The 23,243-nt window shown below is 34.1% G+C and carries 20 protein-coding genes; 8 read left to right on the top strand and 12 right to left on the bottom strand.

Annotated elements, in window-relative coordinates; translation table 11 throughout:
* Positions 1-757: 757 nt before the first annotated feature.
* From INT04_RS06255 to INT04_RS06245, 3 genes are all read left to right on the top strand, one after another.
* On the top strand, positions 758-1,792 hold the full coding sequence (locus tag INT04_RS06255; RefSeq protein ID WP_193015298.1) for an isoaspartyl peptidase/L-asparaginase family protein: 1,035 nt from the start codon (positions 758-760) through the stop codon (positions 1,790-1,792).
* A 341-nt stretch (positions 1,793-2,133) separates the two neighbouring features.
* Entirely contained in the window at positions 2,134-3,126 is a 993-nt protein-coding gene (locus INT04_RS06250) for a tyrosine-type recombinase/integrase (RefSeq protein ID WP_193015297.1), read from the top strand.
* Between the two features lie 59 nt (positions 3,127-3,185).
* A complete protein-coding gene (locus tag INT04_RS06245) occupies positions 3,186-3,764 on the top strand; it encodes a DJ-1/PfpI family protein (protein ID WP_193015296.1) in 579 nt (192 codons plus the stop codon).
* A 98-nt stretch (positions 3,765-3,862) separates the two neighbouring features.
* Here the strand turns inward: INT04_RS06245 and INT04_RS06240 are convergent, their stop codons facing one another.
* The 4 genes from INT04_RS06240 to INT04_RS06225 form a co-directional block, all read right to left on the bottom strand.
* Entirely contained in the window at positions 3,863-5,314 is a 1,452-nt protein-coding gene (locus INT04_RS06240) for an AMP nucleosidase (RefSeq protein WP_193015295.1), read from the bottom strand.
* Positions 5,315-5,382: 68 nt separating this feature from the next.
* The gene (locus tag INT04_RS06235; protein ID WP_193015294.1) at positions 5,383-6,732 is read right to left on the bottom strand and encodes a hypothetical protein; all 1,350 of its coding nucleotides are present in this window, start codon (positions 6,730-6,732) and stop codon (positions 5,383-5,385) included.
* 226 nt (positions 6,733-6,958) lie between these two features.
* Complete coding sequence (locus INT04_RS06230; RefSeq protein WP_193015293.1) at positions 6,959-7,867, bottom strand: AEC family transporter; 909 nt, start codon at positions 7,865-7,867, stop codon at positions 6,959-6,961.
* Between the two features lie 187 nt (positions 7,868-8,054).
* Complete coding sequence (locus tag INT04_RS06225) at positions 8,055-8,537, bottom strand: GNAT family N-acetyltransferase (protein WP_193015461.1); 483 nt, start codon at positions 8,535-8,537, stop codon at positions 8,055-8,057.
* 145 nt (positions 8,538-8,682) lie between these two features.
* Between INT04_RS06225 and INT04_RS06220 the strand changes: the two genes are divergently transcribed.
* The 3 genes from INT04_RS06220 to INT04_RS06210 are packed head-to-tail and all read left to right on the top strand — an operon-like array spanning position 8,683 to position 13,164.
* A complete protein-coding gene (locus INT04_RS06220; RefSeq protein WP_193015292.1) occupies positions 8,683-9,792 on the top strand; it encodes a 1-acyl-sn-glycerol-3-phosphate acyltransferase in 1,110 nt (369 codons plus the stop codon).
* Positions 9,786-10,667, top strand: coding sequence for a phosphatase PAP2 family protein (locus INT04_RS06215; RefSeq protein WP_193015291.1), 882 nt, complete (start codon positions 9,786-9,788; stop codon positions 10,665-10,667). The genes INT04_RS06220 and INT04_RS06215 overlap by 7 nt, the downstream gene beginning before the upstream one ends.
* A complete protein-coding gene (locus INT04_RS06210; protein WP_193015290.1) occupies positions 10,651-13,164 on the top strand; it encodes a PEP/pyruvate-binding domain-containing protein in 2,514 nt (837 codons plus the stop codon). The genes INT04_RS06215 and INT04_RS06210 overlap by 17 nt, the downstream gene beginning before the upstream one ends.
* 80 nt (positions 13,165-13,244) lie before the next feature.
* On the opposite strand, the gene INT04_RS06205 is transcribed toward INT04_RS06210, so the two are convergent.
* On the bottom strand, positions 13,245-13,721 hold the full coding sequence (locus INT04_RS06205; RefSeq protein WP_193015289.1) for a hypothetical protein: 477 nt from the start codon (positions 13,719-13,721) through the stop codon (positions 13,245-13,247).
* A 247-nt stretch (positions 13,722-13,968) separates the two neighbouring features.
* Between INT04_RS06205 and catA the strand changes: the two genes are divergently transcribed.
* Positions 13,969-14,610, top strand: coding sequence for a type A chloramphenicol O-acetyltransferase (gene catA, locus INT04_RS06200; RefSeq protein WP_193015288.1), 642 nt, complete (start codon positions 13,969-13,971; stop codon positions 14,608-14,610).
* A 119-nt stretch (positions 14,611-14,729) separates the two neighbouring features.
* Here catA and INT04_RS06195 read toward each other — a convergent pair whose 3' ends face one another.
* From INT04_RS06195 to INT04_RS06180, 4 genes are all read right to left on the bottom strand, one after another.
* On the bottom strand, positions 14,730-15,722 hold the full coding sequence (locus INT04_RS06195; protein WP_193015287.1) for an alpha/beta hydrolase family protein: 993 nt from the start codon (positions 15,720-15,722) through the stop codon (positions 14,730-14,732).
* 169 nt (positions 15,723-15,891) lie between these two features.
* Positions 15,892-17,457 (bottom strand): alkyl hydroperoxide reductase subunit F, encoded by a 1,566-nt coding sequence (gene ahpF / locus INT04_RS06190; protein ID WP_193015286.1) that lies wholly within the window; start codon positions 17,455-17,457, stop codon positions 15,892-15,894.
* A gap of 70 nt (positions 17,458-17,527) precedes the next feature.
* Complete coding sequence (gene ahpC / locus INT04_RS06185; RefSeq protein ID WP_193015285.1) at positions 17,528-18,091, bottom strand: alkyl hydroperoxide reductase subunit C; 564 nt, start codon at positions 18,089-18,091, stop codon at positions 17,528-17,530.
* Positions 18,092-18,375: 284 nt separating this feature from the next.
* Entirely contained in the window at positions 18,376-19,023 is a 648-nt protein-coding gene (locus INT04_RS06180) for a hypothetical protein (protein WP_226893999.1), read from the bottom strand.
* Between the two features lie 253 nt (positions 19,024-19,276).
* Between INT04_RS06180 and INT04_RS06175 the strand changes: the two genes are divergently transcribed.
* A complete protein-coding gene (locus INT04_RS06175; RefSeq protein ID WP_193015284.1) occupies positions 19,277-20,062 on the top strand; it encodes an ATP-grasp domain-containing protein in 786 nt (261 codons plus the stop codon).
* A gap of 132 nt (positions 20,063-20,194) precedes the next feature.
* On the opposite strand, the gene INT04_RS06170 is transcribed toward INT04_RS06175, so the two are convergent.
* From INT04_RS06170 to INT04_RS06160, 3 genes are all read right to left on the bottom strand, one after another.
* Positions 20,195-21,709 (bottom strand): carbohydrate porin, encoded by a 1,515-nt coding sequence (locus INT04_RS06170; protein WP_193015283.1) that lies wholly within the window; start codon positions 21,707-21,709, stop codon positions 20,195-20,197.
* Between the two features lie 673 nt (positions 21,710-22,382).
* Complete coding sequence (locus tag INT04_RS06165) at positions 22,383-22,538, bottom strand: hypothetical protein (protein ID WP_193015282.1); 156 nt, start codon at positions 22,536-22,538, stop codon at positions 22,383-22,385.
* Positions 22,531-23,243 (bottom strand): PadR family transcriptional regulator (locus INT04_RS06160; RefSeq protein ID WP_193015281.1); only part of this gene is annotated, 713 nt, incomplete at its 5' end. The genes INT04_RS06165 and INT04_RS06160, both read right to left, overlap by 8 nt.

Raw genomic sequence — 23,243 nt, 5'->3', positions numbered from 1 at the left:
TGTTTATCTGCTGTATGCCAGAAAATAGTTAAATAGTGAAAGCTGATTAAATTTTTTATTTTATCTCTATTTAAAAATAGTCTATTTATATTAATAAAGCTAACGTGCAAGCTATAAAAATAAAAAATATAAAAAGCTAACCTTATGAATTATAAATATTATGTTACTATAATAGAGCCTTAACTCAAATTAATGTAGTACTTTTATCACAGAATCCATTATCCCTTTTTGATTATTCGAGGAAGCACACAATTTGTATATAGAAAACACCTTTCTATTACATTCAAATACAAACGAAATAATAACAAATAGTTATCAATTATTTATCAATATTAAAAAGATATTTTTATTTGCTTTAAAAAATAACTAATCATTAATTAATGAATAATGTGAATTTTAACAGCAACAGATTGTATTTATTATATAAATAGAGTAAACCTATTTTCCCCCTCCTATTTTAAATATTTTATCATTTATTTATTGCTTTTATTTCTGATATAAAAATACACCTAAAAAACATAATCATTTGAATATACTGAAAAATAAAAATCGAAGAAAAGTCACTCTATGACAGAGATCGATAAATCAGAAATAAATTCAAGTGTTCAGACCACTTATGTCTTAAACTTTTTATATAGTGATTATTGCAATTGGTTATTACAGTCAATTGATACAGTTAATTAGAATTTAGGAACAAAGCGGTAAGAGAATATATGAAAATATCAAATTAATTTGAATCGAAAATAAGAAGGGTTATATGAATAATATAAAGTATAAACTCGCCACAATGACACTTTGCACTCTGTTTGCCACCTCTGCTTTTGCTAATACTCAGTCCCCTATTCGTCTTGTTATTCATGGTGGTGCGGGCACAATCACTAAAGACACAATTACTCCTGAACAAGAAAAAGAATATAAAGAAAAACTGACCGAAGCCTTAAATGCTGGATATGCGGTTTTAAACAGTGGAGGTACTAGTATAGAAGCAGTTCAGAAATCTATTAATGTTATGGAAGATTCTCCTCTATTCAATGCAGGAAAAGGGGCTGTTTTTACACATGACGGGCGTAATGAACTTGATGCCTCTATTATGGATGGTAAAACCCGTAAAGCAGGTGCTGTTGCTGGCGTGACTACAGTTAAAAATCCCATCAATGCCGCCATTGCAGTGATGGAAAAAAGCCCTCATGTCATGATGGTTTCAAACGGCGCAGATCTTTTTGCTAAAGAGCAAGGATTGACTATTGTAGACCCCTCTTATTTTAGAACTGAGCACCGCTGGCAACAACTCCAAAAGGCGATAGAAAAAGAACAAGTCGTTTTAGATCATGATGGAAAAACAGCAGCACTTTTTATTGACCCGATGATGTACGATTATAAATATGGCACCGTGGGTGCAGTTGCACTAGATCAACAGGGTAATTTAGCCGCGGGAACATCGACCGGAGGAATGACCAATAAACGTTATGGCAGAGTAGGCGACTCCCCTATTATTGGTGCTGGAAACTATGCCGATAATGAAACCGTTGCTGTATCTGCAACAGGTTCTGGCGAAATGTTTATCCGTACATTAACAGCCTTCAATATTGCAGCTCAAGTTAAATATCAGAATTTACCTTTAGAAAAAGCCGCACAAAATGCACTTGATGAAGTGAAAGCGATTGATGGCAGTGGTGGCGTTATCGTATTAGATAAATCAGGTAACTACACGATGAGTTTTAATTCTGAAGGCATGTATCGGGGCACAATTGGTAATGATGGAAAACCCGTTGTTGCCATTTATAAAGAGTAAATTTAAGCCATTATTTTTCTAATTCGTACCTAATTTCCTCTTTATCTCTATTACTTTTAAACAGAGAAAAGACAAAGATCTTGGGTACGAATACCCTACTAATCACCTTTTCTCCTTTCTATTCTCTGCATTTTTTCTGAAAGAAATTTATTCCTAATTTTGGATTAGGTCAATTTGGTTGCCATTTATACCAATGTCGTTCAATTAACCCGCTAATTGACGATAAAACAAACACGATCTTTTCTACTTATTAAAATGATCCTTTGAAAAAGTAGCTTTTTTCTTTTTTGGATCTGTTAGAATATTCATCATGGTTATGTTGATTTAATAAGGAAATCACAGTGAAATTTCACCACGACGATCAGGATTTAACACCTGAAACATCGCTAGTGTTGTCTGAAAAACAAGCATTATTGGATCTTAATACAACATTCACCTCACCCTCTCATACTAATCCTGCATTGGCCTATTTAATGAGTTTAGGCTCTAAACGTAGCCGCCAAACAATGGGATCATTTTTAACGATCGTTGCCAAAATGATTGGTTTTTCTTCCCTTAAAAACTGCCAATGGGGTGCACTTCGTCGCCATCATATTCAAGCTATTATTGATATGTTGTCTGATGCCCATAAAGCCCCTGCCACTATTAATACTTATCTTGCCGCATTAAAAGGGGTTGCTTTAGAAGCTTGGGCAATGAAACAAATGGATACTGAAAGTTATCAGCATATCCGCCAAGTTAAATCTGTTAGAGGAAGCCGATTACCCAAAGGTCGCGCATTAACAAGCAATGAAATTCGGGCATTATTTAGAAGTTGTGAAAAAGATAATTCGTCAAAAGGTTTAAGAGATGCTGCAATATTAAGTGTGCTATTAGGATGTGGATTACGCCGTTCAGAAATAGTCGCTATTAATTATGAACATATTCAATTTCGTGATCAGGCCTTTATTGTTAGAGGTAAAGGGAATAAAGAACGAATGTCTTATATGCCAGATGATACTTGGGATCGTGTTCAGCTATGGATTGATGAAATAAGAGGATCGCAAGATGGTCCCCTTTTTACTCGAATTCGTCGTTTTGATGATGTCACCGATGAACGTATAACCGACCAAGCCATTTACTATATTCTAGAAACTCGACAGCAAGAAAGTGGTATTGATAAATTTGCACCTCATGATCTCCGAAGAACCTTTGCTTCCGCAATGCTGGATAATGGTGAAGATATTGTTACTGTAAAAGATGCAATGGGACATGCGAGTATTATGACGACCCAACGTTATGATCGACGTGGAGATGATAGACTAAGAAAAGCAGCTCGACATTTACGTTTTTAAGTTTTGTTTTCAAATAACTTGTTAAGATTAATATCTTATAAACATAGCAAGGAAAAATAATGAAAATAAATATCTTACTTTTTGATAATTTTGAAACACTAGATGCTTTTGGCCCTATCGAAATATTTGGTCGTATCGATGATATTGAAATGCAATGTATTTCATTAAATGGCGGCATAGTTAAAAGTAGTCAAGGTGTTGAAATTTTAACTCAGTCTATCTCGTATTCTGATGTTATTCTTATTCCGGGTGGTCAAGGAACTCGAAATTTAATTAATAATGATTTTATGATAAATACAATAAAATCATTGGCTGAAAAATCACAATGGTGTTTAACCGTTTGCACGGGATCTGCCCTATTAGCTAAAACAGGATTATTAGATAATAGACAAGCAACATCTAATAAAAGAGCATGGAATTGGGTTATTTCTCAATCTGACAAAGTATTATGGCAAAAAAAGTCTCGTTGGTGCATTGATGGTAAATACTATACTTCTTCGGGTGTTTCTGCTGGTACAGATATGGCTTTAGGATTTATTGCAGATAGACATAGTCACGAAGTCGCCGAAAAATTAGCATGGCAAATTGAATATCAATGGCATCAAGATAAAAATAGTGATCCATTTTGGATTCAATAATTCTCTATTTCTTTTTTATATTAAGTAAAAATCCCCAACTATAAACTAACCTCAAATTATTGGGTTATTTAAATTTGGGGATTTCTTATTACTAAAATTTATCTGAAAGGTGGCTCATTAAATGTTCTCAGTTTACGAGAATGTAAACTACCTTCTTCTTGTTTAAGTAACTCAATAGCTTGAATGCCAATTTGCAGATGTTCTGATACAGCACCTTCATAAAAATGGTTAGCCTGACCCGGTAATTTAATTTCACCATGCAACGGTTTGTCTGATACACATAATAACGTGCCATAAGGAACACGAAAACGGTAGCCTTGTGCGGCAATAGTTGCACTTTCCATATCAACAGCAACCGCTCGACTTAAATTAAATCGTCTTGCTGAAACAGAAAAACGCAATTCCCAGTTACGATCATCAGTTGTAACAACAGTTCCTGTTCTTAATCTTTGTTTTATTTCATGCCCCGGTTTACCACTAATCATTTTCGTTGCGTCATAAAGTGCGCGTTGCACTTCTGCAATATTTGGGATGGGAATATCGGGTGGTAATACATCATCTAAAATATGATCATCACGTAAATAAGCATGAGCCAAAACATAATCACCAAGCTGTTGGCTTTCACGTAAACCACCACAATGACCAATCATTAACCAAACATGAGGACGTAAAACCGCTAAATGATCACAAATTGTTTTTGCATTTGAAGGACCAACACCAATATTAACAAGTGTTATGCCTGGCCCTTTTTTTGCTATTAAGTGATAAGCAGGCATTTGATACTTCTTCCAAGTTAAGTCAGATATTAACTTTTCAGGGTCAACAGTTTCTGCTGTAATTTTCTGGAAGCCAGCACAAGAAAGAGCACAATATGGACTATTTTTATCTGCGACTTGTTCGCAAGCCCAACGAACAAATTCATCAACATACCGATTATAGTTAGTAAATAAAATATAGGGTTGAATGTCTTCAGGTAATGTACCGGTATAATGCTTTAAGCGTGCCAATGAAAAATCCGTACGCAATGCATCAAAATGCGAAAGCGGTAAAACCTCTCTATCGCAAATTAATCCATCCGTAATTTCATCACCAATTTTAGATAAATCCGTAGTGGGAAAATATTTAGCTAAAGAGGCACTCATATTTCGATCAAAACCAATCCCTGTTCCATCAATTACAAAAGGGTATGGTATTTCTTGTTTTGATGCATTAACTTCAAAAGTAGCATGGTAAGCATCAGTAATAAGTTGCAGTTGTTCTGATAAGTAATTTTCAAATAAAGCGGGGTTAGTAATGGTTGTAGAATAAGTACCAGACTTAGATAAACGACCGTAAGCTCTCGTTTTATCTTCTGTTTTTATTTCACCATGCCAATGTATTGTTAATTGGGGGTAAGCAAATAAACCTTCTGCTCTTTGTTTTACATCGGGTAATTTTCCATCTTGCACATAATCAACAATTGCACTACGTAATGCATTAACTGCATTTTGGTATTGCTGTTTTAGTTTGATAATAACTGTTTGAATTTCAAGATTATGAGGTTGTGACATAAAAAGAGCCTCTTACTTATTATTGATTTTATAATCATAATAGCAAGAAGCTTCCTTATGCCATAGTGCTAAATATTTAGATAGGAATACTCATAATAACTTTTATGTGGCTCTACGTTGATGCTTTTATCTTTTACATGATAGGTAAAAACCAACTGTATTTCTTCTTCCAAAAGAGGAAGGTTTTCAGATGGATCTAAGTCTGAATAAACTTTATTTTTATCTAGTATATCTAAGACCTCATTTAAATTAGATGGTTTATTGGGTGCGTTATCACATAAAAAATGTAATAAATTAACTTTATTTTTTGTATAAGGTTCTAATCCTTTACTTATATAATTATAGAAAAAATTTTCAGCATTTTTTTCACCTAAGTCGTCTTTATCATTTAATGTTTTTTTATTAGATACAGTAATTGTGAGATTGTCATGTTCATCTTTGTTAATCATTACGATAGATTTCCCTCTAATTGGAGAAATACCTAATAAAATTAAAGGATCTATACCATGAAAAGAATCTTTTACTATTTGGAATACCCCTTGAGACATTAAATTATAAATAATTATTTTTTTATCAATAGGCACATCTTCAAATACTTTTTGTATTTTCTCCAAACTTTCATTCATCATATTTAGCTTTAGGCTTTCAATTTCTTTTTCTCTTTCTTTTCCTTTATTTTCAGTGATTTCATTTATCTTTAAATTAAGTGTATTCCTATCAACTAGCGGTTGATCAAATAAACGATAGTCCATTCTTAACAAGTCTTTTTGTAGTGTATTTGTAATTTCATTAAGCACAGAGGAACGTTCATTATTTCTATTTTTTATATGCTTTTCATCAGTTTTAAATGTATTACTTAATTCCATCATAAATTGATTACTATTTATTTCTAATTTTTCAATACATTTTTCAATATTTTTTATTTTATCACTATAAAAAATAGATTTATCGACAACCTCAGTATTTATTTTATTTTTTATCTCATTAAGAATAGAATTCATCACATTAGTTTTTATCTTTTCTTTATCAAAAAGATCTACATTTAACATTCCATGCTCATCAAAATGATAAGTATTCTTATCATTGATAATTGCTAAAATAATGTATTCAAATAATTTATCGCTGTCGAAACCATCATTTTCAATTGATTTTGTATGAAGAAAATCTTCTTGTATTTTTTTTATTTTTTCCAGCTCTATCATATCTCCTTCTTTAGTAAATACATGTCTGAACCCAATCTCCCCAATAGATAAACATAAATAATCATCTATTATTTTTATTTTAAACTCATTTCTAGCATTATCATCTTTTGATAAATTTTTTATATTCTCAAATTTTTCTATTTTTTTATATAGATTTAATTCTTTATTAAAAAAAACATCTTTAATCAAGCATAGTATTTTTTCTTTTTCCTCCACATTACCAATATGAAAGAATTTTTTTATTTTCTCCCATATTGTTAATGCATCTGATACATCACTAGAGATTTTTAATCTTCTCCATTTTACGAGATGTAATTTCCATGCCGCCTACATTTATTTTTACATTCATACATTATCCCTTTCCCTTTAATTTTAGAAAAAGGATAATATTAAATTAAAAAATATATATAAAAAAAACACCTTTATTTTAATGATAATTTAACTATCTTGCTAAGATACTTAATATGATAGGTAGAGTAATTGCTGCAAGCATTGTTTGAGAGGTGATAATTCCTGCCATTAACTCTGCATCTCCACCTAATTGTCTGGTTAAAATATAAGATGTTGGTGCTGTTGGTATAGAAAAGAAAATAACCAAGAGCATCATAACCAATGGAGATAATGCTAAAAAATAAGCAACGCTATATGCTATTATCGGCACAATAAGTAAACGTGTCAGAGTATTCATACTGATCATTTTACTTTCCGCTTTTAAGGTTGAAATATGTAATGCAGCACCAATACATATCAGCCCTAAAGGTAAACTCGTTGCAGCTAATAATTTAAGAAACTGGTCGCTACCAAAAGGAAACCCGACTCCTGATAGATTTATTATAATACCAATGATACAAGAGATAATTAGAGGATTTTTTATGATAGGTAATAATAATTGACGTAATGTTACATTTTGCCCGGCGGTTAAACAAAGTACTGAAGTTACATTTGATAATGGAACCAATGTTGCCAATATAAGTGCTGCGATCCCTAAACCTTCAGTACCAAATAAATCGGCGACAATCGCTAAACCTAAATAAGTATTAAACCGAATATTTCCTTGAACAATCGCGCCAAAGCGTCCAGCAGACCAGTGTGTTATTTTTTTTAAAATAACACATAAAACACTAACAATAATGACAACGAGAAAAATAGCCCCAGCAAGGTGGGGTAATTGAGGATCAGACAATGGTGCATTTGCTAGACTGTTGATCAATAATGCAGGAAAAAGTAAAAAATAATTAAGCTTCTCAGCCCCTACCCAAAAAGCAGGTTCAAATGCTTTATTTCTTCTTAAAACTGCACCTAACGTAATTAACGCAAATAGAGGCCATAACGTTAATAACACATTTTGCATAGTACTTATTCCCATAGATATCATGATAGTTTACAATATCGCAACATCAAGGGGATTGCTATTTTATGTTATTAATATAAAAGCTAATTCAAAAAATGGTAAAAATAAACGAATATCGCATTTTAAGAACAGCTTTTTTATTTTTAGTATATTAGAAATTTTAAGTCTATTTAAAAGTAAATTCCTTTTATAAATCAATATACATACGATAACAGTGCAAGTTTGCTTTTGCTAAACTAGAATAATACTCTCTCTCTTCTAATGCTCTAAATCCTTGTTTTAAATAAAATAATACTGCATTAGGGGTCGCATCCAAAAATAATCTTGATTGCCCTCTTTTTGCTGCTTCATGTTTTAATTGCTTTAAAATTAATCCAGCGAATCCTTTCCCCATATATTCAGGAAGCGTAAAAATTGCTTCAGCAAATCCAGTTTTTACATCTAAAAAACCCGAAGCAACAGGAATATTATATTTTTGATAATCAATCACATAAAATGGATTATCAATAATAGCTTGTCGATATCCATCGGGCATATCATCGGGAGTCCAAGCAGCTAGAATATCTGATGAATACACATTCTCACAACCAAAGCGTAGTGCTTGATTTCGTAAATGCCACAATCTTTTTGCTTCTTGTGGCTCAGCGAGCCTAAGTTGAATCATACTCATTTCCATCTTATTCATTAGAATTAAGTGCCTCAATTTAGTGAAATAAATTATTCTAATAATACATTTTTAAATTTTTAAATTTTTAGTGTTACTTCCTTTGAGAGCGTGCTATGTTTTTGTAGAAGGAATAATGTAAGGAAATCTTATGCCTAATCCAGTATCACCTTCAACAATAAAAAATCACGCCTCTTTTGTTGCGGGTTCTCCACTTCCTTTTTATTATCAATTCATTTCAACTTCAATTAGAGAAATCTACTTCTCTAAAATTTCACTTATTTACCATAATAGATATCAAGCCGAAAATACACATCCAAAGTTAATTCTATGTAGTCATCGGAACAGTGCTTTCGATGGTTACATTGCATTAAAAGCATTTCCTAAAGCCCAGGCCTTAGCGTCAATTCAATTATTACATAGTCCTTTAATGAGGTTGTTCTTTACGGGTATTCCCGTAGTTAGAAAAAAGGATAGACAACGTTTGGGTGTAAATGCAAATATATTTTCAAGCCCCTCTGATGCAGCAATTGCACATATAAAGGCAGGCGGTGATTTACTCTTATTTCCGGAAGGCAGTAGTGAGTGGGGTTTCCAGCCATTACCATATCAAAGAGGCGCAGCTAGAATTATTAGGACGTTGATCAGTGAGGGAGTTGTTTTTGATATTATTCCTATTGGATTATTTTATATAGCCCCTGATAAATTTAGTTCAAAAGTGGAAGTTTATATTGGTAAAAATATTGACATAACTTCACAATTAGATAATTCCTCAACGAGAGAATGGGAAAAAAACATTCATCAAGAAGTTTCCACTGCATTAAATAATATTTCTGTTAATTGTCCAAATATTGATATTTTTAAGAAAGCATCAGACTATGCTTTTAATAAAAATAAAATTGGGGATTCCTATGCAAAATCCTTTATTGATTATCAAAATATTTTATATCAATCAAATAATGACCATCCTAAAATAGAAAACCATTCTTTAAATTCTATTCTAATTTGGCGCTATATTTCATTTTTATTCATGTTTATTTTGTTTCCTATATTATTATCATCATTTATTGCGTCTCATTTTGCAGATGCTCGTAATACGGTTAGTTTTTTTAAGATCTTAGGAGGCTGCATAGCCACAGCTATTTGGTTACCTATCTTGATCATTCTGCTATTTTTTTCGCCCCTGTTTATTGCTACAGGATTAATTTGTGCCCTTATTGGTATAATTTTAATAAGAAAAAAAGGCGCTGAAATATGCTAAGCCCAAAAGCAAAGATTCTTTTTAACCAGCTATTTTCGATACAACTTTTTATCATTTGGGCTTTAGGAACTTATGGAAGTTGGCTGATTCACGCGACAGAGATGCTAACACCTGTTTTTTTAGGTTTCTTTTTATGGATTTTATTAATTTTCATTGGATATAAAGATCGACACGTAACATCTTATTCACGATTTTATTGGCTCGGTTTGTTACAACTAGTGACTTGTTGGACTATTTTTCCTTTATTTAAATCTATTCGCTATGGTTTATACCAATCGGGTTTTGATGATATTTTATATAAATTGGATAAAACCCTATGGTTTGGAAAAAGCTTGCCAGAGTGGACGATTTTTTTACAATCAGGCTGGCTAAGTGAGCTTCTTTCATTTTGCTATTTTAGTTTCTATTTTTTGATTATTGGCTGCGCCCTTTTCTTCTTTTTTAGCCGAAATAAAGCACTTACTAAAAACTATTTTTTAGGTTTAATGTTGATGTATTTTTTTGGCTTTATCGGTTATTTTTCTATTCCTGCCGCAGGCCCTTATATTTCATTCCCTTCTGATTTTGTCTACCCAGTCTATTCTGGTGCCATGACGTTATTTTTAACTGAGCTCGTTGATAAAGGCATTACTGGAATGGATGTGTTTCCTTCATTACATACAGGGATCACGATTTATATTGTTGGATTTTTCTATTTTTCAGGTTATCGAAGAACAGCCTATTGCTTATCACCGATTCTTATGGGGTTAATTTTAGCAACTGTTTATTTGCATTATCACTATGGTATTGATGTTATTGTTGGTGCATTACTTGCATTCTCAGTGCTTTACATCACATGTAAAAATAATAAGGTCGAATATGGAACTCATTTATAAAATTAACGAACCTGTCGCCACTGAGGTATCTATTAGTGGTGGCAAAGGTGCTAGTTTAGCCAAAACCATTCAATCACTCCCTGTACCCGATGGTTTGATTCTTTCTTGCTACGCATATCAATTATTTATTACCCCCTTACTCCCCGAAATTAATCGTTTACTATCAAAGAAAGATCAAGAAGTTGAGATAACAAGCCAGCAAATACGCCATCTTATTTTACAAGCCTCAATACCAGATAATTTAACGCATTCGCTGAATTTAAGGTTAGATGAACTCCAATTAACTGATATCCCTTTAGCAGTAAGATCATCAGGGACACTAGAAGATATGCCTGGTGCTGCTTTTGCAGGTCAGCATGATACGTTGTTAGGTATTAAAACGTTACCTAACTTACTAGATGCTATTCGTCAGTGTTATGCATCGTTGTGGCACACTCACGTCATGTTCTATCGCCAGCACTTAAATTTGCCACATACTCAAGCATCAATGGCCATTGTATTGCAAAGAATGATTGATGTTCAAAAAGACGAAGCCGCAGGTGTTGCCTTTTCTGTTGATCCTGTTCAAGGTTCTCTTTCTACTGTATTAATTAATTCGGCCTTTGGTTTAGGAGAAACAGTTGTTGCTGGTGAAGATCCTATAGACGAGTTTATTATTGAAAGGAAAAACTTAGCATTAAAAAGTAAAACAATAACAGAAAAAATAAATGCTATTGTTATGGCTGAAAATGGCACTGAAATTTTACCTCTTGAACACCAAAATCGCTCTATATCTTCATTAACACCCGAACAGTGTAAACAAGTTGCTGAACTCGCAATTTCAGCAGAAAAATATTTTGATTTCCCACAAGATATTGAATGGGCATTTCATAATGGAAAATTATGGCTTTTACAATCAAGGAATGTGACTCAAATTGCACCAATTTGGACAAGAGAAGAATCTGCCGAACGATTTCCTAATCCCATCACACCGTTAACATGGGATATGTGTGAAGCAGGTTTTCATTCATCATTAAACTTTAGCCTTAATCTTATGGGGCTTCCTTCATTTAATGGTAAGTGGTTTGGCATGCAAGATTACTATATTTATGGCAATCAAAATGCCGTTTCTTTGTACAGCAACCGCCTTCCTACCTCTATGATGAATGATTTACCTACCCTATTAAAATCACTTCCTGAGATAGCTCAAAAATTTAGTTGGGTACAAGAATTACCCATTACTTGGATGCGAGATTTAGATAAGTATTTAATCTCAATTGGCGCATTAATGAATGAACCTTTACAAGATAAAAATTTATCGCAGTTATGGGATTATGTGCAAAAAATTAATAAGTTAGGTGCTGATTATTTCTTACCTAATATTGCCATATCATTGACTCAACGTTCACTCTACTCAGCGTTAATGGCATTATTAAAGCTATTTTTTAAAGAAGAAAAATATGCACATACTGCTTTTGATAACTTAATTGCGATGTCTGAGACTAAAACGGGGCAAGTCAATGCTGAACTTTGGGTGCTTTCTCGTTATGCACGCCAATATCCAAATTTATTAACATGTATTGAGCAGAGTGTTCCTGAAAATATTATGCAAGAAATTGCGCAGTGTGATCCCCACTTTCACCAGCAATTTACTCTATTTTTAACGAATCACGGTCACCGAGAATTAGATTTTGATGCTTATCATCCAACTTGGCTAGATGCTCCTCATATCGTATTGGCTCAAATTAAGGCAATGGCCGATTTATCAGATGATAAACAGATTGATGATCCATTAAGTAAAAAAATTCTACAGTCAGAAACTGAGTTTTCACTTATTTCTGATGCACCTGAAGAGTTACGCTTTTTTTTACAAGAGATCATTCGATTAGCACGTGTTTATACTGCACTTGATGACTTAGAGCATTATCAAACCACTCGGCTTGCATTACCAATGCGTCGTGGATTAAAAGCATTAGGGGAAAGGCTCGTTATTCGTAGTGTTTTAGACTGCCCTATGGATATTTATTTTGCTAATGAACAACCTTTAGCTAAAGCAATCCTTGCAGATAATCCAACAAGTTGGAATCAGTTACGCCATCACATATATCAAAACAAAGCCGGATATTTAAAAGCAAAATCTGTGACTCCACAATGGATTTATGGCGAAGATAGTGCTGATGAAATAAATACCAATGATCAAAAATTCAAAGGGTTAGCGGGTAGCGCTGGTATTATTGAAGGTAATGTTTATCTTGTTCATGGCCCTGAGAATTTTGCAGAGTTTCCACAAAATGCCATTTTAGTTGCAAGAACAACCAATCCGGCTTGGACAGCTCTTTTTTATCGCGCTTCGGGTATTATTACAGAAAGTGGTGGGCCATTATCTCACGGCGCAGTTACTGCAAGAGAATTGGGATTACCCGCAGTAATGGGAGTTCGTAATATCTTAAATATTTTAAAGAATGGTCAGAAAGTTAAAGTTGATGGGCAAAAAGGTGTAATTGAGATTTTGTCTTAATTGCATGAAAAGTAATACGGCTAGATCAGAAAAAGCATCTAAACGATGCTTTTTCTCGTTTTACACAACTCACTTTTTAGCTAATTATTTTTCTTTAGATCTTTATTAATATCGATATCGATTTTATAAGCAGAAGGTGCAAGTAAGGCAACCAATCCACCTATTAATAAAACAAAAGAAAACACCATCAACATGGTTGGTGCATTAAAGAGTAAGTATGGCATTAATAATATAGGACTCGCAGTAAAGATAAACGAAATAATAACAGGGTAACCTATACCTATATCTCTCACTCGTTGCGATAGGATCAGTGTAAATATATAGATTTGTATTATTAAAAATGCTATTTCAATTAAACCATAAGGAGTAAAAGAGAATTGGTAGTAAAAAGTATTTTCAAAAATAGAGATAGCGTCTTCAGGATAAAATGATATATACCATCGATAGGCTAAATTCTCGGCAATAGAAAAGAAAATTGACCAAGCAATTTCTAAACCTAAGAAAGAGAGTCGCCCCCGCCTTTTTTGTTTCCATTGGTAAGCAAGTTTAGCTTGCATTATAAATCCCTTCATTTTCAAACAGTGATCTTTATGCTTTTTATCATAATACACTTAATACCTTTCTCCAAAACAATGCTATTATAAATTGGTATCAGCACAAAAATACCTTCAAAATTTGATAATTAGTGTAATAATGTGTTTTATTATCTTTTATAACAGGAGCTATTATGCTACCTATTCAAACAACCCGTTTTGCCCTTCTTCGTTAAAAACAACTTTATTACTTAACAAGAAGGGCTTTAAAATGAAATATAAAAAAATCGATTTAGAACAATGGAATAGAAAAGAACATTTCTTACATTATCGGCATAACTTGCAGTGTGGATTTAGCTTAACAACTAAAATAGATATTACTGTCTTGAAGGCAGTATTAGCTAAAAATAATCTTAGGTTTTATCCTGCAATGATCTATTTGATTGCGAAAACGGTTAATAGCTACCCTGAGTCAAGAATGGCAATCAAGGATGATGAACTAGTTATTTGGAATTATATCAACCCTGCGTACACCATTTTTCACCCTGAAACGGAGACTTTCTCTGAGTTATGGAGTGAGTACGTTGAGGATTGGCATTCTTTTTTGCAAGGATATAATCGTGATTATCAAAAATATAACGATAATCTGAGTCTATCCGCAAAACCCAACTTTCCTGAAAATCATTTCAGTATCTCGATGATCCCATGGGTTGATTTTGACGGATTTAATTTAAATATAGCTAATGTAAAAGATTATTTTCCGCCTATTTTTACTATGGGAAAATATACTCAGCAAGGTGACAATTTTTTATTACCGATATCCATTCAAGTACATCATGCTACGTGCGATGGTTTTCATATGGCGAGAATGGTCAATAAGCTCCAAGAGTTATGTGATGAGTTTTCAGGATAACTATATTAATTTTTAAAACTACATTGATTTTTAAATAAAAAACCGCTCTTTTATCAATTAAATAAAAGAGCGATTTATTATTAAAGTAATCCACTTTAGATAAATGAAGTTATCAATAATTACCTAAGCTGTTTATTGATCCATTTAATCTCTTCATTAGTGAACCGAATATTACTTTCTTTAGTTGTATCAATATCTAACAATATTTTATCTTTAATTAATTTACTGACCGGCACAATGATATTGAAATGATCACCATTTTTAATATTGTATATTTTTAATGGGATATCATGCACCATTGCGACACCACGCAATTCATTAAATTCGCTCCAGAAATAATCACGTCCTTCAAAATAAAACGTCGGTGTTTTTATCGATTTAATATAACGATATACAGAACGAACATTGAATTCTTCTTCCTTATTTATATCAAAAGGCAATTCAACAATCATATTCCCTTCAGCTCTTAATTTAAGATCAGGTATTCCGCCTAAGGAGAAAACAGCTCTAAATTTATCACTATATTCACTTGCTAATAATGCTCGAGTGCCCCCTGTACTGTGCCCTACTACATAGATACGTTTTGAATCAATATAAGGCAGTGATGCTAAATATTCTCTCGCTGATTCTAAGTCTTCCAATTCACCATAAAACATTTCATAACGGCCAGGATTGGTATTTTCACCTCGGAATGAGGGGATCATTAACACCATATTAGGATCACGAAAGATAGCCCCTGTTTGGTCATTATTTACAGGTTTAGGTTGCCAAAAATAATCATCACCGCCAATTCCACCATATCCTCCATTTAACCAAATTACGGCAGGCAATTTAATTTTTTTGTTTGTAGGTGGTGGTGTTAAATAAGCATACATATCGCCTGGTTTAGCGGGATATTTAATCACATTGAATATTTCTGGTGGTGCTTCCCAAGGCGGATCAATATTATCAAAACTGTCGTTTATAATTTGAGTTTTAAAGCGCTGATGTGCTTCATATAAGGTTTCATCACGGACTTCGATATCTGCATTAACAGAAAAAGTGCTAACACTCGCCAAAGAAAAAAGAAGTGCAGGAACAATTTGTCGAAAACTCATATTTTTTATATTCATATCAATCAACTTCCCTATAGATTATTTAAGTGGCGAGATAATAGCATAGGTTGTTTGAGGTTTATAAATAGAGGTTTTTCGACAAATGGTAAGTGTGAGACAGAAAAAAAGCATCTCAACCGAGATGCTTTTTACAATATAAAATAGTTAATTTTTAAGTCTAGTTTACTTATTTTGCAGTCGTGCGAATCAAGTAATCAAAGGCGCTAAGTGAGGCTTTAGCACCTTCACCCGCGGCAATAATAATTTGCTTATAAGGTACTGTAGTACAGTCACCAGCGGCAAAAACACCTTTAATATTGGTTTCACCACGAGCATCAACAATAATTTCGCCCATCTTATTACGCTCAACAGTGCCTTCTAACCACTGTGTATTAGGTAATAAGCCGATTTGAACGAAAATACCTGCTAATGCAATATCATGCATAGAATCATTGGTGCGATCTTTATATTTTAGACCCGTTAATTTAGTACCATCACCATACACTTCTGTAGTTTGCGCATTTAAGATAACGTCTACATTACTTAAGCTACGCAGTTTTTTCTGTAATACCGCATCGGCTCTCATTTCTGGCGCAAATTCTAATACTGTTACGTGTTCAACGAGACCCGCTAAGTCAATCGCAGCTTCAACCCCTGAGTTACCACCACCAATAACGGCGACTCTTTTGCCTTTAAAGAGCGGACCATCGCAGTGTGGACAATAAGTTACACCACGAGTACGGTATTCATTTTCGCCGGGCACATTCATATTTCTCCAGCGAGCACCTGTTGCAATAATTAAGCTACGGGTCTTTAAAATTGCACCTGATGCCGTTTCAATTTGGTGTAATTCCCCTACTGATGCCCCCGGAATTAAACGGCTTACCGTTTGGCTATCAATTACATCAACTTGGTAATCATCAACATGAGCTTTTAATGCCCCCGCCAATTTTGAACCTTCTGTTTTTGGTACAGAGATATAGTTTTCAATATCAACAGTATCAAGAACTTGTCCACCAAAACGCTCACCAATAAGACCTGTATTTAAACCTTTACGTGCTGAATAAACCGCGGCAGAAGCTCCCGCAGGTCCACTACCCACAATCAACACATCAAATGCATCTTTTTGGTTTAACAATTCTGCAGTACGTTTTTCTGCATTGCTGTCTACTTTGTTAACGATTTCAGCTAAGGTCATACGGCCTTGACCAAACTCGTTACCATTTAAGAAAACAGCAGGAACGCCCATGATATTACGTTCCTGAATTTCATTTTGGAACATGCCTCCATCAATCGCGGTATGCGTGATCTTCGGATTTAAAATCGCCATTAAGTTTAATGCCTGAACAACATCTGGGCAGTTATGACAAGAGAGCGAATAATAGGTTTCGAAATGAAACTCACCGTCTAACTGACGAATTTGTTCAAGTAATTCTTGTGCTTCTTTTGATGGGTGTCCACCTGTTTGCAGTAATGCTAAAACTAATGAAGTAAATTCATGGCCTAATGGCGAACCTGCAAAACGAACACCAGTTTCTTTTCCTGGGTTAGTAATAAGAAAAGATGGTTTACGCACATCAGCGTTATTATCTTCACGATAAGTGACTTTATCGGATAATGGTTCGATTTCTTTTAATAGCGCTTGGATATCAGCAGAATGTTTGCTGTCGTCTAATGTTGCGACTAACTCAACCGGCTGGGTTAATCGTTCTAAATAAGCTTTCAATTGAGCTTTTAAATTATTATCTAACATTTTTGCACCCTCAATAAAATCGGGTGCCGAAACACCCGATAAATAACTTGTTTAGTGGCTTAATTCTTATTTAGATCTTGCCAACTAAATCCAGTGATGGAGCTAAAGTAGCATCACCTTCTTTCCATTTTGCTGGGCAAACTTCGCCTGGATGGCTAGCTACATACTGCGCCGCTTTTACTTTACGCAACAGGTCTGATGCATCACGACCAATACCTTCAGCAGTGACTTCGATTGCTTGAATAATACCTTGTGGGTCAACAACGAAAGTACCGCGATCTGCTAGACCTTCATTTTCACGCATATTTTCGAAGTTACGCGTTAATGCGCCAGTTGGGTCGCCAATCATGCCATATTTAATTTTACCAATAGTTTCTGAGCTACTGTGCCATGCTTTATGGGTAAAATGTGTATCAGTAGAAACTGAATAAATTTCTACGCCCATTTTTTGGAACTCAGCATAATGATCAGCTAAGTCGCCTAATTCAGTTGGGCACACAAACGTGAAGTCTGCAGGGTAAAAGAAGAAAATGCTCCATTTACCTTCGACGTCCTTCTCAGTCACTTCTACGAATTGACCGTCTTTAAATGCCATGTTTTTGAATGGTTTGATTGGGGTATTAATTAAAGACATTGTATTTCCTCCTGTTTGGTATGAGAACTAATGTATCTATTCCAGTTGAGAATAGCTAATACATTCCTGCTATCAGTTTAATAGGTTTTACCTAATGAGTTGAAGAAATTGATAGAGGTAGGTTAACGAAATGTAGCCATAAACGCAAATATACAAAAAGAAAGTAAGTTTTATTTTTTATTAACCAGCATCTCTATTTAATATCGTTATAATAAATTTTGTTATATCTATAACATTATGAATTACCTATCTGATAACCAGACGGCATTATTATTTAGCACACATTATTTTGCTATTTTAGCTGGTTTAAGAACAGTATAAGTACACTCAAATGCCGCTTTTTGAATACGGTAAATATCTTGCTTATCCGTTGTGGATTGCACAACCGCATCGCCCGACTGAAAACGTTGCAATTCTCCCCAAGGTGCCTTCATTGCAAATGGAGGTGTAGAGTCAGGTACGATAAAGTAATTCATCTCAACGCCTTTGGGGGTAAAAGGCTGATAATCACTAGAATAAGAGTCTACGTTAATCTTACTTTGCTCTGCTCTGTTGTAACGTTGAGCAAATTTAGCTTCTCTTACTAAAATTTCTTCGTTTCCTGTCTCTGGGCAGATATTTTGTACTACCCAATCCCCTGTTTTTGCAGGTTCTGAAACAGTTTCAACACCTTCACCTTTAATAATGGTTGTGATGATTTCACCTTCTTTAGCCAGCCTTGCTAATACAGGCTTGGTTTTAATAGCAACACCCGTGAGTCCAGCTTGTTGAGCCTGCGTAAAGTAAGAAATGCGATCTTGTTGTGGCAATTGCAAAAGCTCATTAGCAAATACAAATGAAGGAATTAAGGTTAAACCTATTAATAGTGTTTTTATTCTATTTTGCTTATAGGTCTTATTATTTGAATAACTGTTTTGTGTATAGAAAGGCATTGAATTGTTTCCTGCTTAATATTAATCGTATTTAAATACGTTATTTTATGTCTGTATTTGTTAAACAGATTATGGCAGGAAATAAAACTATGGCACGAGTAAAATCAGTTATCTAGCTGAGAAAAGATCAAAAAATCGAGAGATCTCACAACTTAAAAAAGAGAACATGTAATTAAGAGGAAAAAGTTTCAAACCATTAAATAGAGCGTTAAAATGTCTTTCATTAAATTTATTGAACTAAAAGGAATTACTTATGCAAATAATTTACCCTGATGATTATTCTAAAATTGGCAAACCTGATGAGGCCTTTGAGCAAGAATACCGTTGTGCCAAAGCACTCAACATTCATTGCTTGTTACTCTCATCAGAAGATATGGCACTGGGTAAATATACGTTTTCACATCCTTTTAAATCAGAACATCCCGTTATTTGGCGAGGATGGATGTTAAATAAAAATGAGTATCAACAGTTATACCATGCCGTGGATATTCATGGCGGAAAAATGCTTGAAATACCTGAAGATTATATTCGTAACCACCATATAACTGGTTGGTATGAATATTGTAAAAAATTCACACCAGAAACCGTTATTGTTAATGCAGAAACAGATTTTGAAAAGTTAACTAAGCAGCTTCAATGGCCAGCTTATTTTGTGAAAGATTATGTAAAGTCGTTAACGACAACGAGAGGTTCTATCGCTAAAAATGCAGATGAGATTAGGGAAATATTAAAACTAATTACACAATTTAGGGGAAATATTGAAGGTGGCGTCAGCCTTCGCCGAGTTGAAGAATTTATTAATAATAGTGAGCGTAGATATTTTGTTTTAAATAAGAAAATATTTTCTGCGGATAATGAAATTCCTGAACTTGTAAGAAAAGTAGCGAAACAGATAAACACGCCATTTTATTCCATAGATATAGTTAGGAACACTGTTGGAGAGTTACGCTTAGTTGAGATTGGTGATGGGCAAGTTTCTGATATTAAAGAGTGGCAGGTTGAAAAACTGGTCAAAGCCTTTCTTTTATCAGGTATTTGAGGTTTTACATACTTATCGCTATACAGATATAAAAAGGTAAAGACTTCAATTAATAACAGTACATTTAATAACAGCACATTAAAAATTGAAGCCTTTAGATGTGTGACTAATACCTAACTTAAGGTATCAAAATTAAAAAAGATACTTAAAGCGAATACGGGCACCGTAACGATCTTTATCACTGCTATGTACGTTAATATCGTCTTTACCATCTATTCGTGAATAATATGCACCTAAATAGGTTTTAAAATTATCCATATCTAAAATATTAGGCAGTTCATAAGAAGCAAATACTGTATTGATATTGTACTTACCAGGATTAAGCGTTAAATAGGTTTCGTTATCAGGATCCTCAAGCACATCATATGATTTAATATCATTATGTGCATAGATATAACCCAATTGGAATTTACGCCACAACACATTACTACCAATTGAAAAATCATTTTCATCTTTAGCATCAAGATAAGCAGCACTTAAATTAGCAACAATGCCGTTAATAGGATCATCTGTTAAGGTATCCCATTTTATCGTTAGACCATAACCAGTACGGCGAGATTGATCTTGAAATTTTCCATTTTCATCTTCGTAACCATAAGCTTTGCTTATTACGTTCGCATCTATCGCTCCGGCAATCGTCAAATTATCTTTTTGCCATGCCACAACAGGTCGCATATAAATAACATTTTTACGATTATCGAGTTTACGTCCGTGATATTCCCCCTCTTTAAAAACAGAAGTTCCATCTTCAACTAACGTATTCAGCTCAAAATACCAGTCATTATAATGCGTGTTAACCATCATGCTACCGCCATCACTACTACGACCACGCCCTTCTTTCATCATATAAATATAACCAAAACCATCACCATATAAATCATTTGCTGTATTACCTGAATACTCAACAAACGTATCTTGATTTAGAGGGAACATATCATAAGCTTCATAGCGGCCAATTTTATACTGCCATTTATCACGCTGACCAAAGTAAAAAGCAGCATCATCAAGATTCATTTTGCCTGTCATGTCAGCCATTGGTTGTACACGGAAGCCAGCATAATTACCCTTTTTTAATTCTCGTTCACCATCGATACCAATTAAAATACGCCCATTCAACGACCATTTTTCATTATCATCAAAATCTTTTTGCTTACCGGGCATCATCCTCATTGATGTTAATTGTCCTTTCTTACTTGCTGCATCAATATTATATTCAACATCACCATACAATTTGAGATCCCCCCAATTTGTATTGGTTGAGAAAAAGCCAGCGCCTTCTTTGTTTTTTGTATTCGTCAGCTGAATCAACTGTTTTTGTTGAATTTCTTTAAGCTGAGTTTGAGCAATATTTGCTTGGATTTGAGCTTCATCAGATTGCTTTTCTAATATAGTAATACGCTGTTCCATATTGATAGGAGCAATATTATTTGTTGTTTTTCGTTCTTGAGATGTGTTATTTGAATTAATGAGTTGTTCAAGTCGAGCAGCTTTTTGCTCTGCTACAGCCGCTCTTGCTTCAGCCGCGTTCGCACGCTGTTCTAGTGCATTTAGTCGCGCCTCAATTGCACTTATGTCGGTTTGTGCGTTAGCACATAATGGTGTAGCAAGTATTAAACTTATCACCACAGATAATGCCTTTACTTTCATTCGAATATTCCTAAGTTAGCAAATGTTAATTTAACAGGTACGGCAAATACATAACTATCAACTTAGTAGCTGATAGTTTTAATTGATTAACGTATTGTTATTCTTATTGTGGTAATATTTTTAATTGAAATATCAACCACTTATTCGCATCATTATTTCTATTCCTAACAATAAATAAACCGACATCTGTGTTACCTTACCATCAAAAACACCAATTAAACTTTTGTATTATCAGTAAGGTATTCGTTTGAATTAAAGCGCTTATTCTCGTTTAAGTGCATACAAACATTTATTATTTTGATGCGATATTTATTTTATTGTTATTCAGCATATCTCTGGTTTAAATTTTCTATTATTTATAATGAGTCACTTACTTAAATAAGGTAATCACTATTGTGGAACATTTCCATAGTCATTTGTGGTTTTTTTGATATTAGTACAATAACCTAAGAAAAATGATGCAAACAGTCATCAGAAAATGACGTTTTACATACAAATAAGGAGATAACTGCATAAGATAAAAAAGATAAGAAAAAAAATTCTATAGCAGGATTATTGATTTTCTAATTAAGAAATCATTTTGTGACGGTAAATAAGGAGGTGGAATTGCTTGAATCTGAGATAGAGGAAAAATTGACAGAGGCCATATCTTGATAACCTCCGTCCATCATTATCATATTCTGCCAGGTTTGCGTAATGCTCTACGAAAGTAAGAAACTGGCATTTTTGGGCAAATTTGTTCTTTTACTGCTGGATTATTTTCTAAATCCTCTTTTTCTATTTCATTATTTTTTCTTGAATTTTGTGGTTGAGTATCTGTTTTATTCATCTTCCCTTTCCTCTGAGATCAATGCCTCATTGATAGCTTCAATTTTCTCAACTGCTTCATTAAGAATAGAAGCAATACGTCCTGCTCTTTCCACAGAGAGCTCTTTTAATACTAACTTGTGGCGTAATACGGCTTTCAATTTACCGACAGCAGATTCAATTTCTTCAGACACACCACCTGCGTTTTGAGATAAATCTCTCGCATAAGAAAGCTTTTTTTGAATATTGGCATCGATTTCCTGATGCTCTGCTAAAAATGCAGTACCTTCAGGTGTAATGCTGTAATTTTTACGGCCTTTTTCAGCGATACTGGCAACCAGTAACTCTTGTTCTTCGAGTAATGTTAACGTTGGATAGATAACTCCTGGGCTAGGGACATATAACCCTGAAGAGGCTTCATCTATACCACGAATAATTTCATACCCATGACTTGGTTTTTTTGCAATCATGCTAAGTAAAAGAACACGTAAATCACCATGATCAAACATACGTCTTAATTGGCGACCCTGACCTTTTCCTCGGCTACCACATCCACGACCACGTTGCTTACCTTGTCCGTCAGAACCATGCCCACCATGACAGCATTCACCGTGACCTTCGTGTCCGTGACCATGCTCACCATGACGGCATTCACCGTGACCTTCGTGTCCATGACCATGCTCACCATGACGGCATTCACCGTGTCCTTCGTGTCCGTGACCATGTT

It is taken from the genome of Proteus sp. FME41 (assembly GCF_014897315.1).
Classification (GTDB): domain Bacteria; phylum Pseudomonadota; class Gammaproteobacteria; order Enterobacterales; family Enterobacteriaceae; genus Proteus.
Note: the sequence above shows the minus strand (reverse complement) of the source record. Positions and strands in the feature narration are given on the sequence as shown.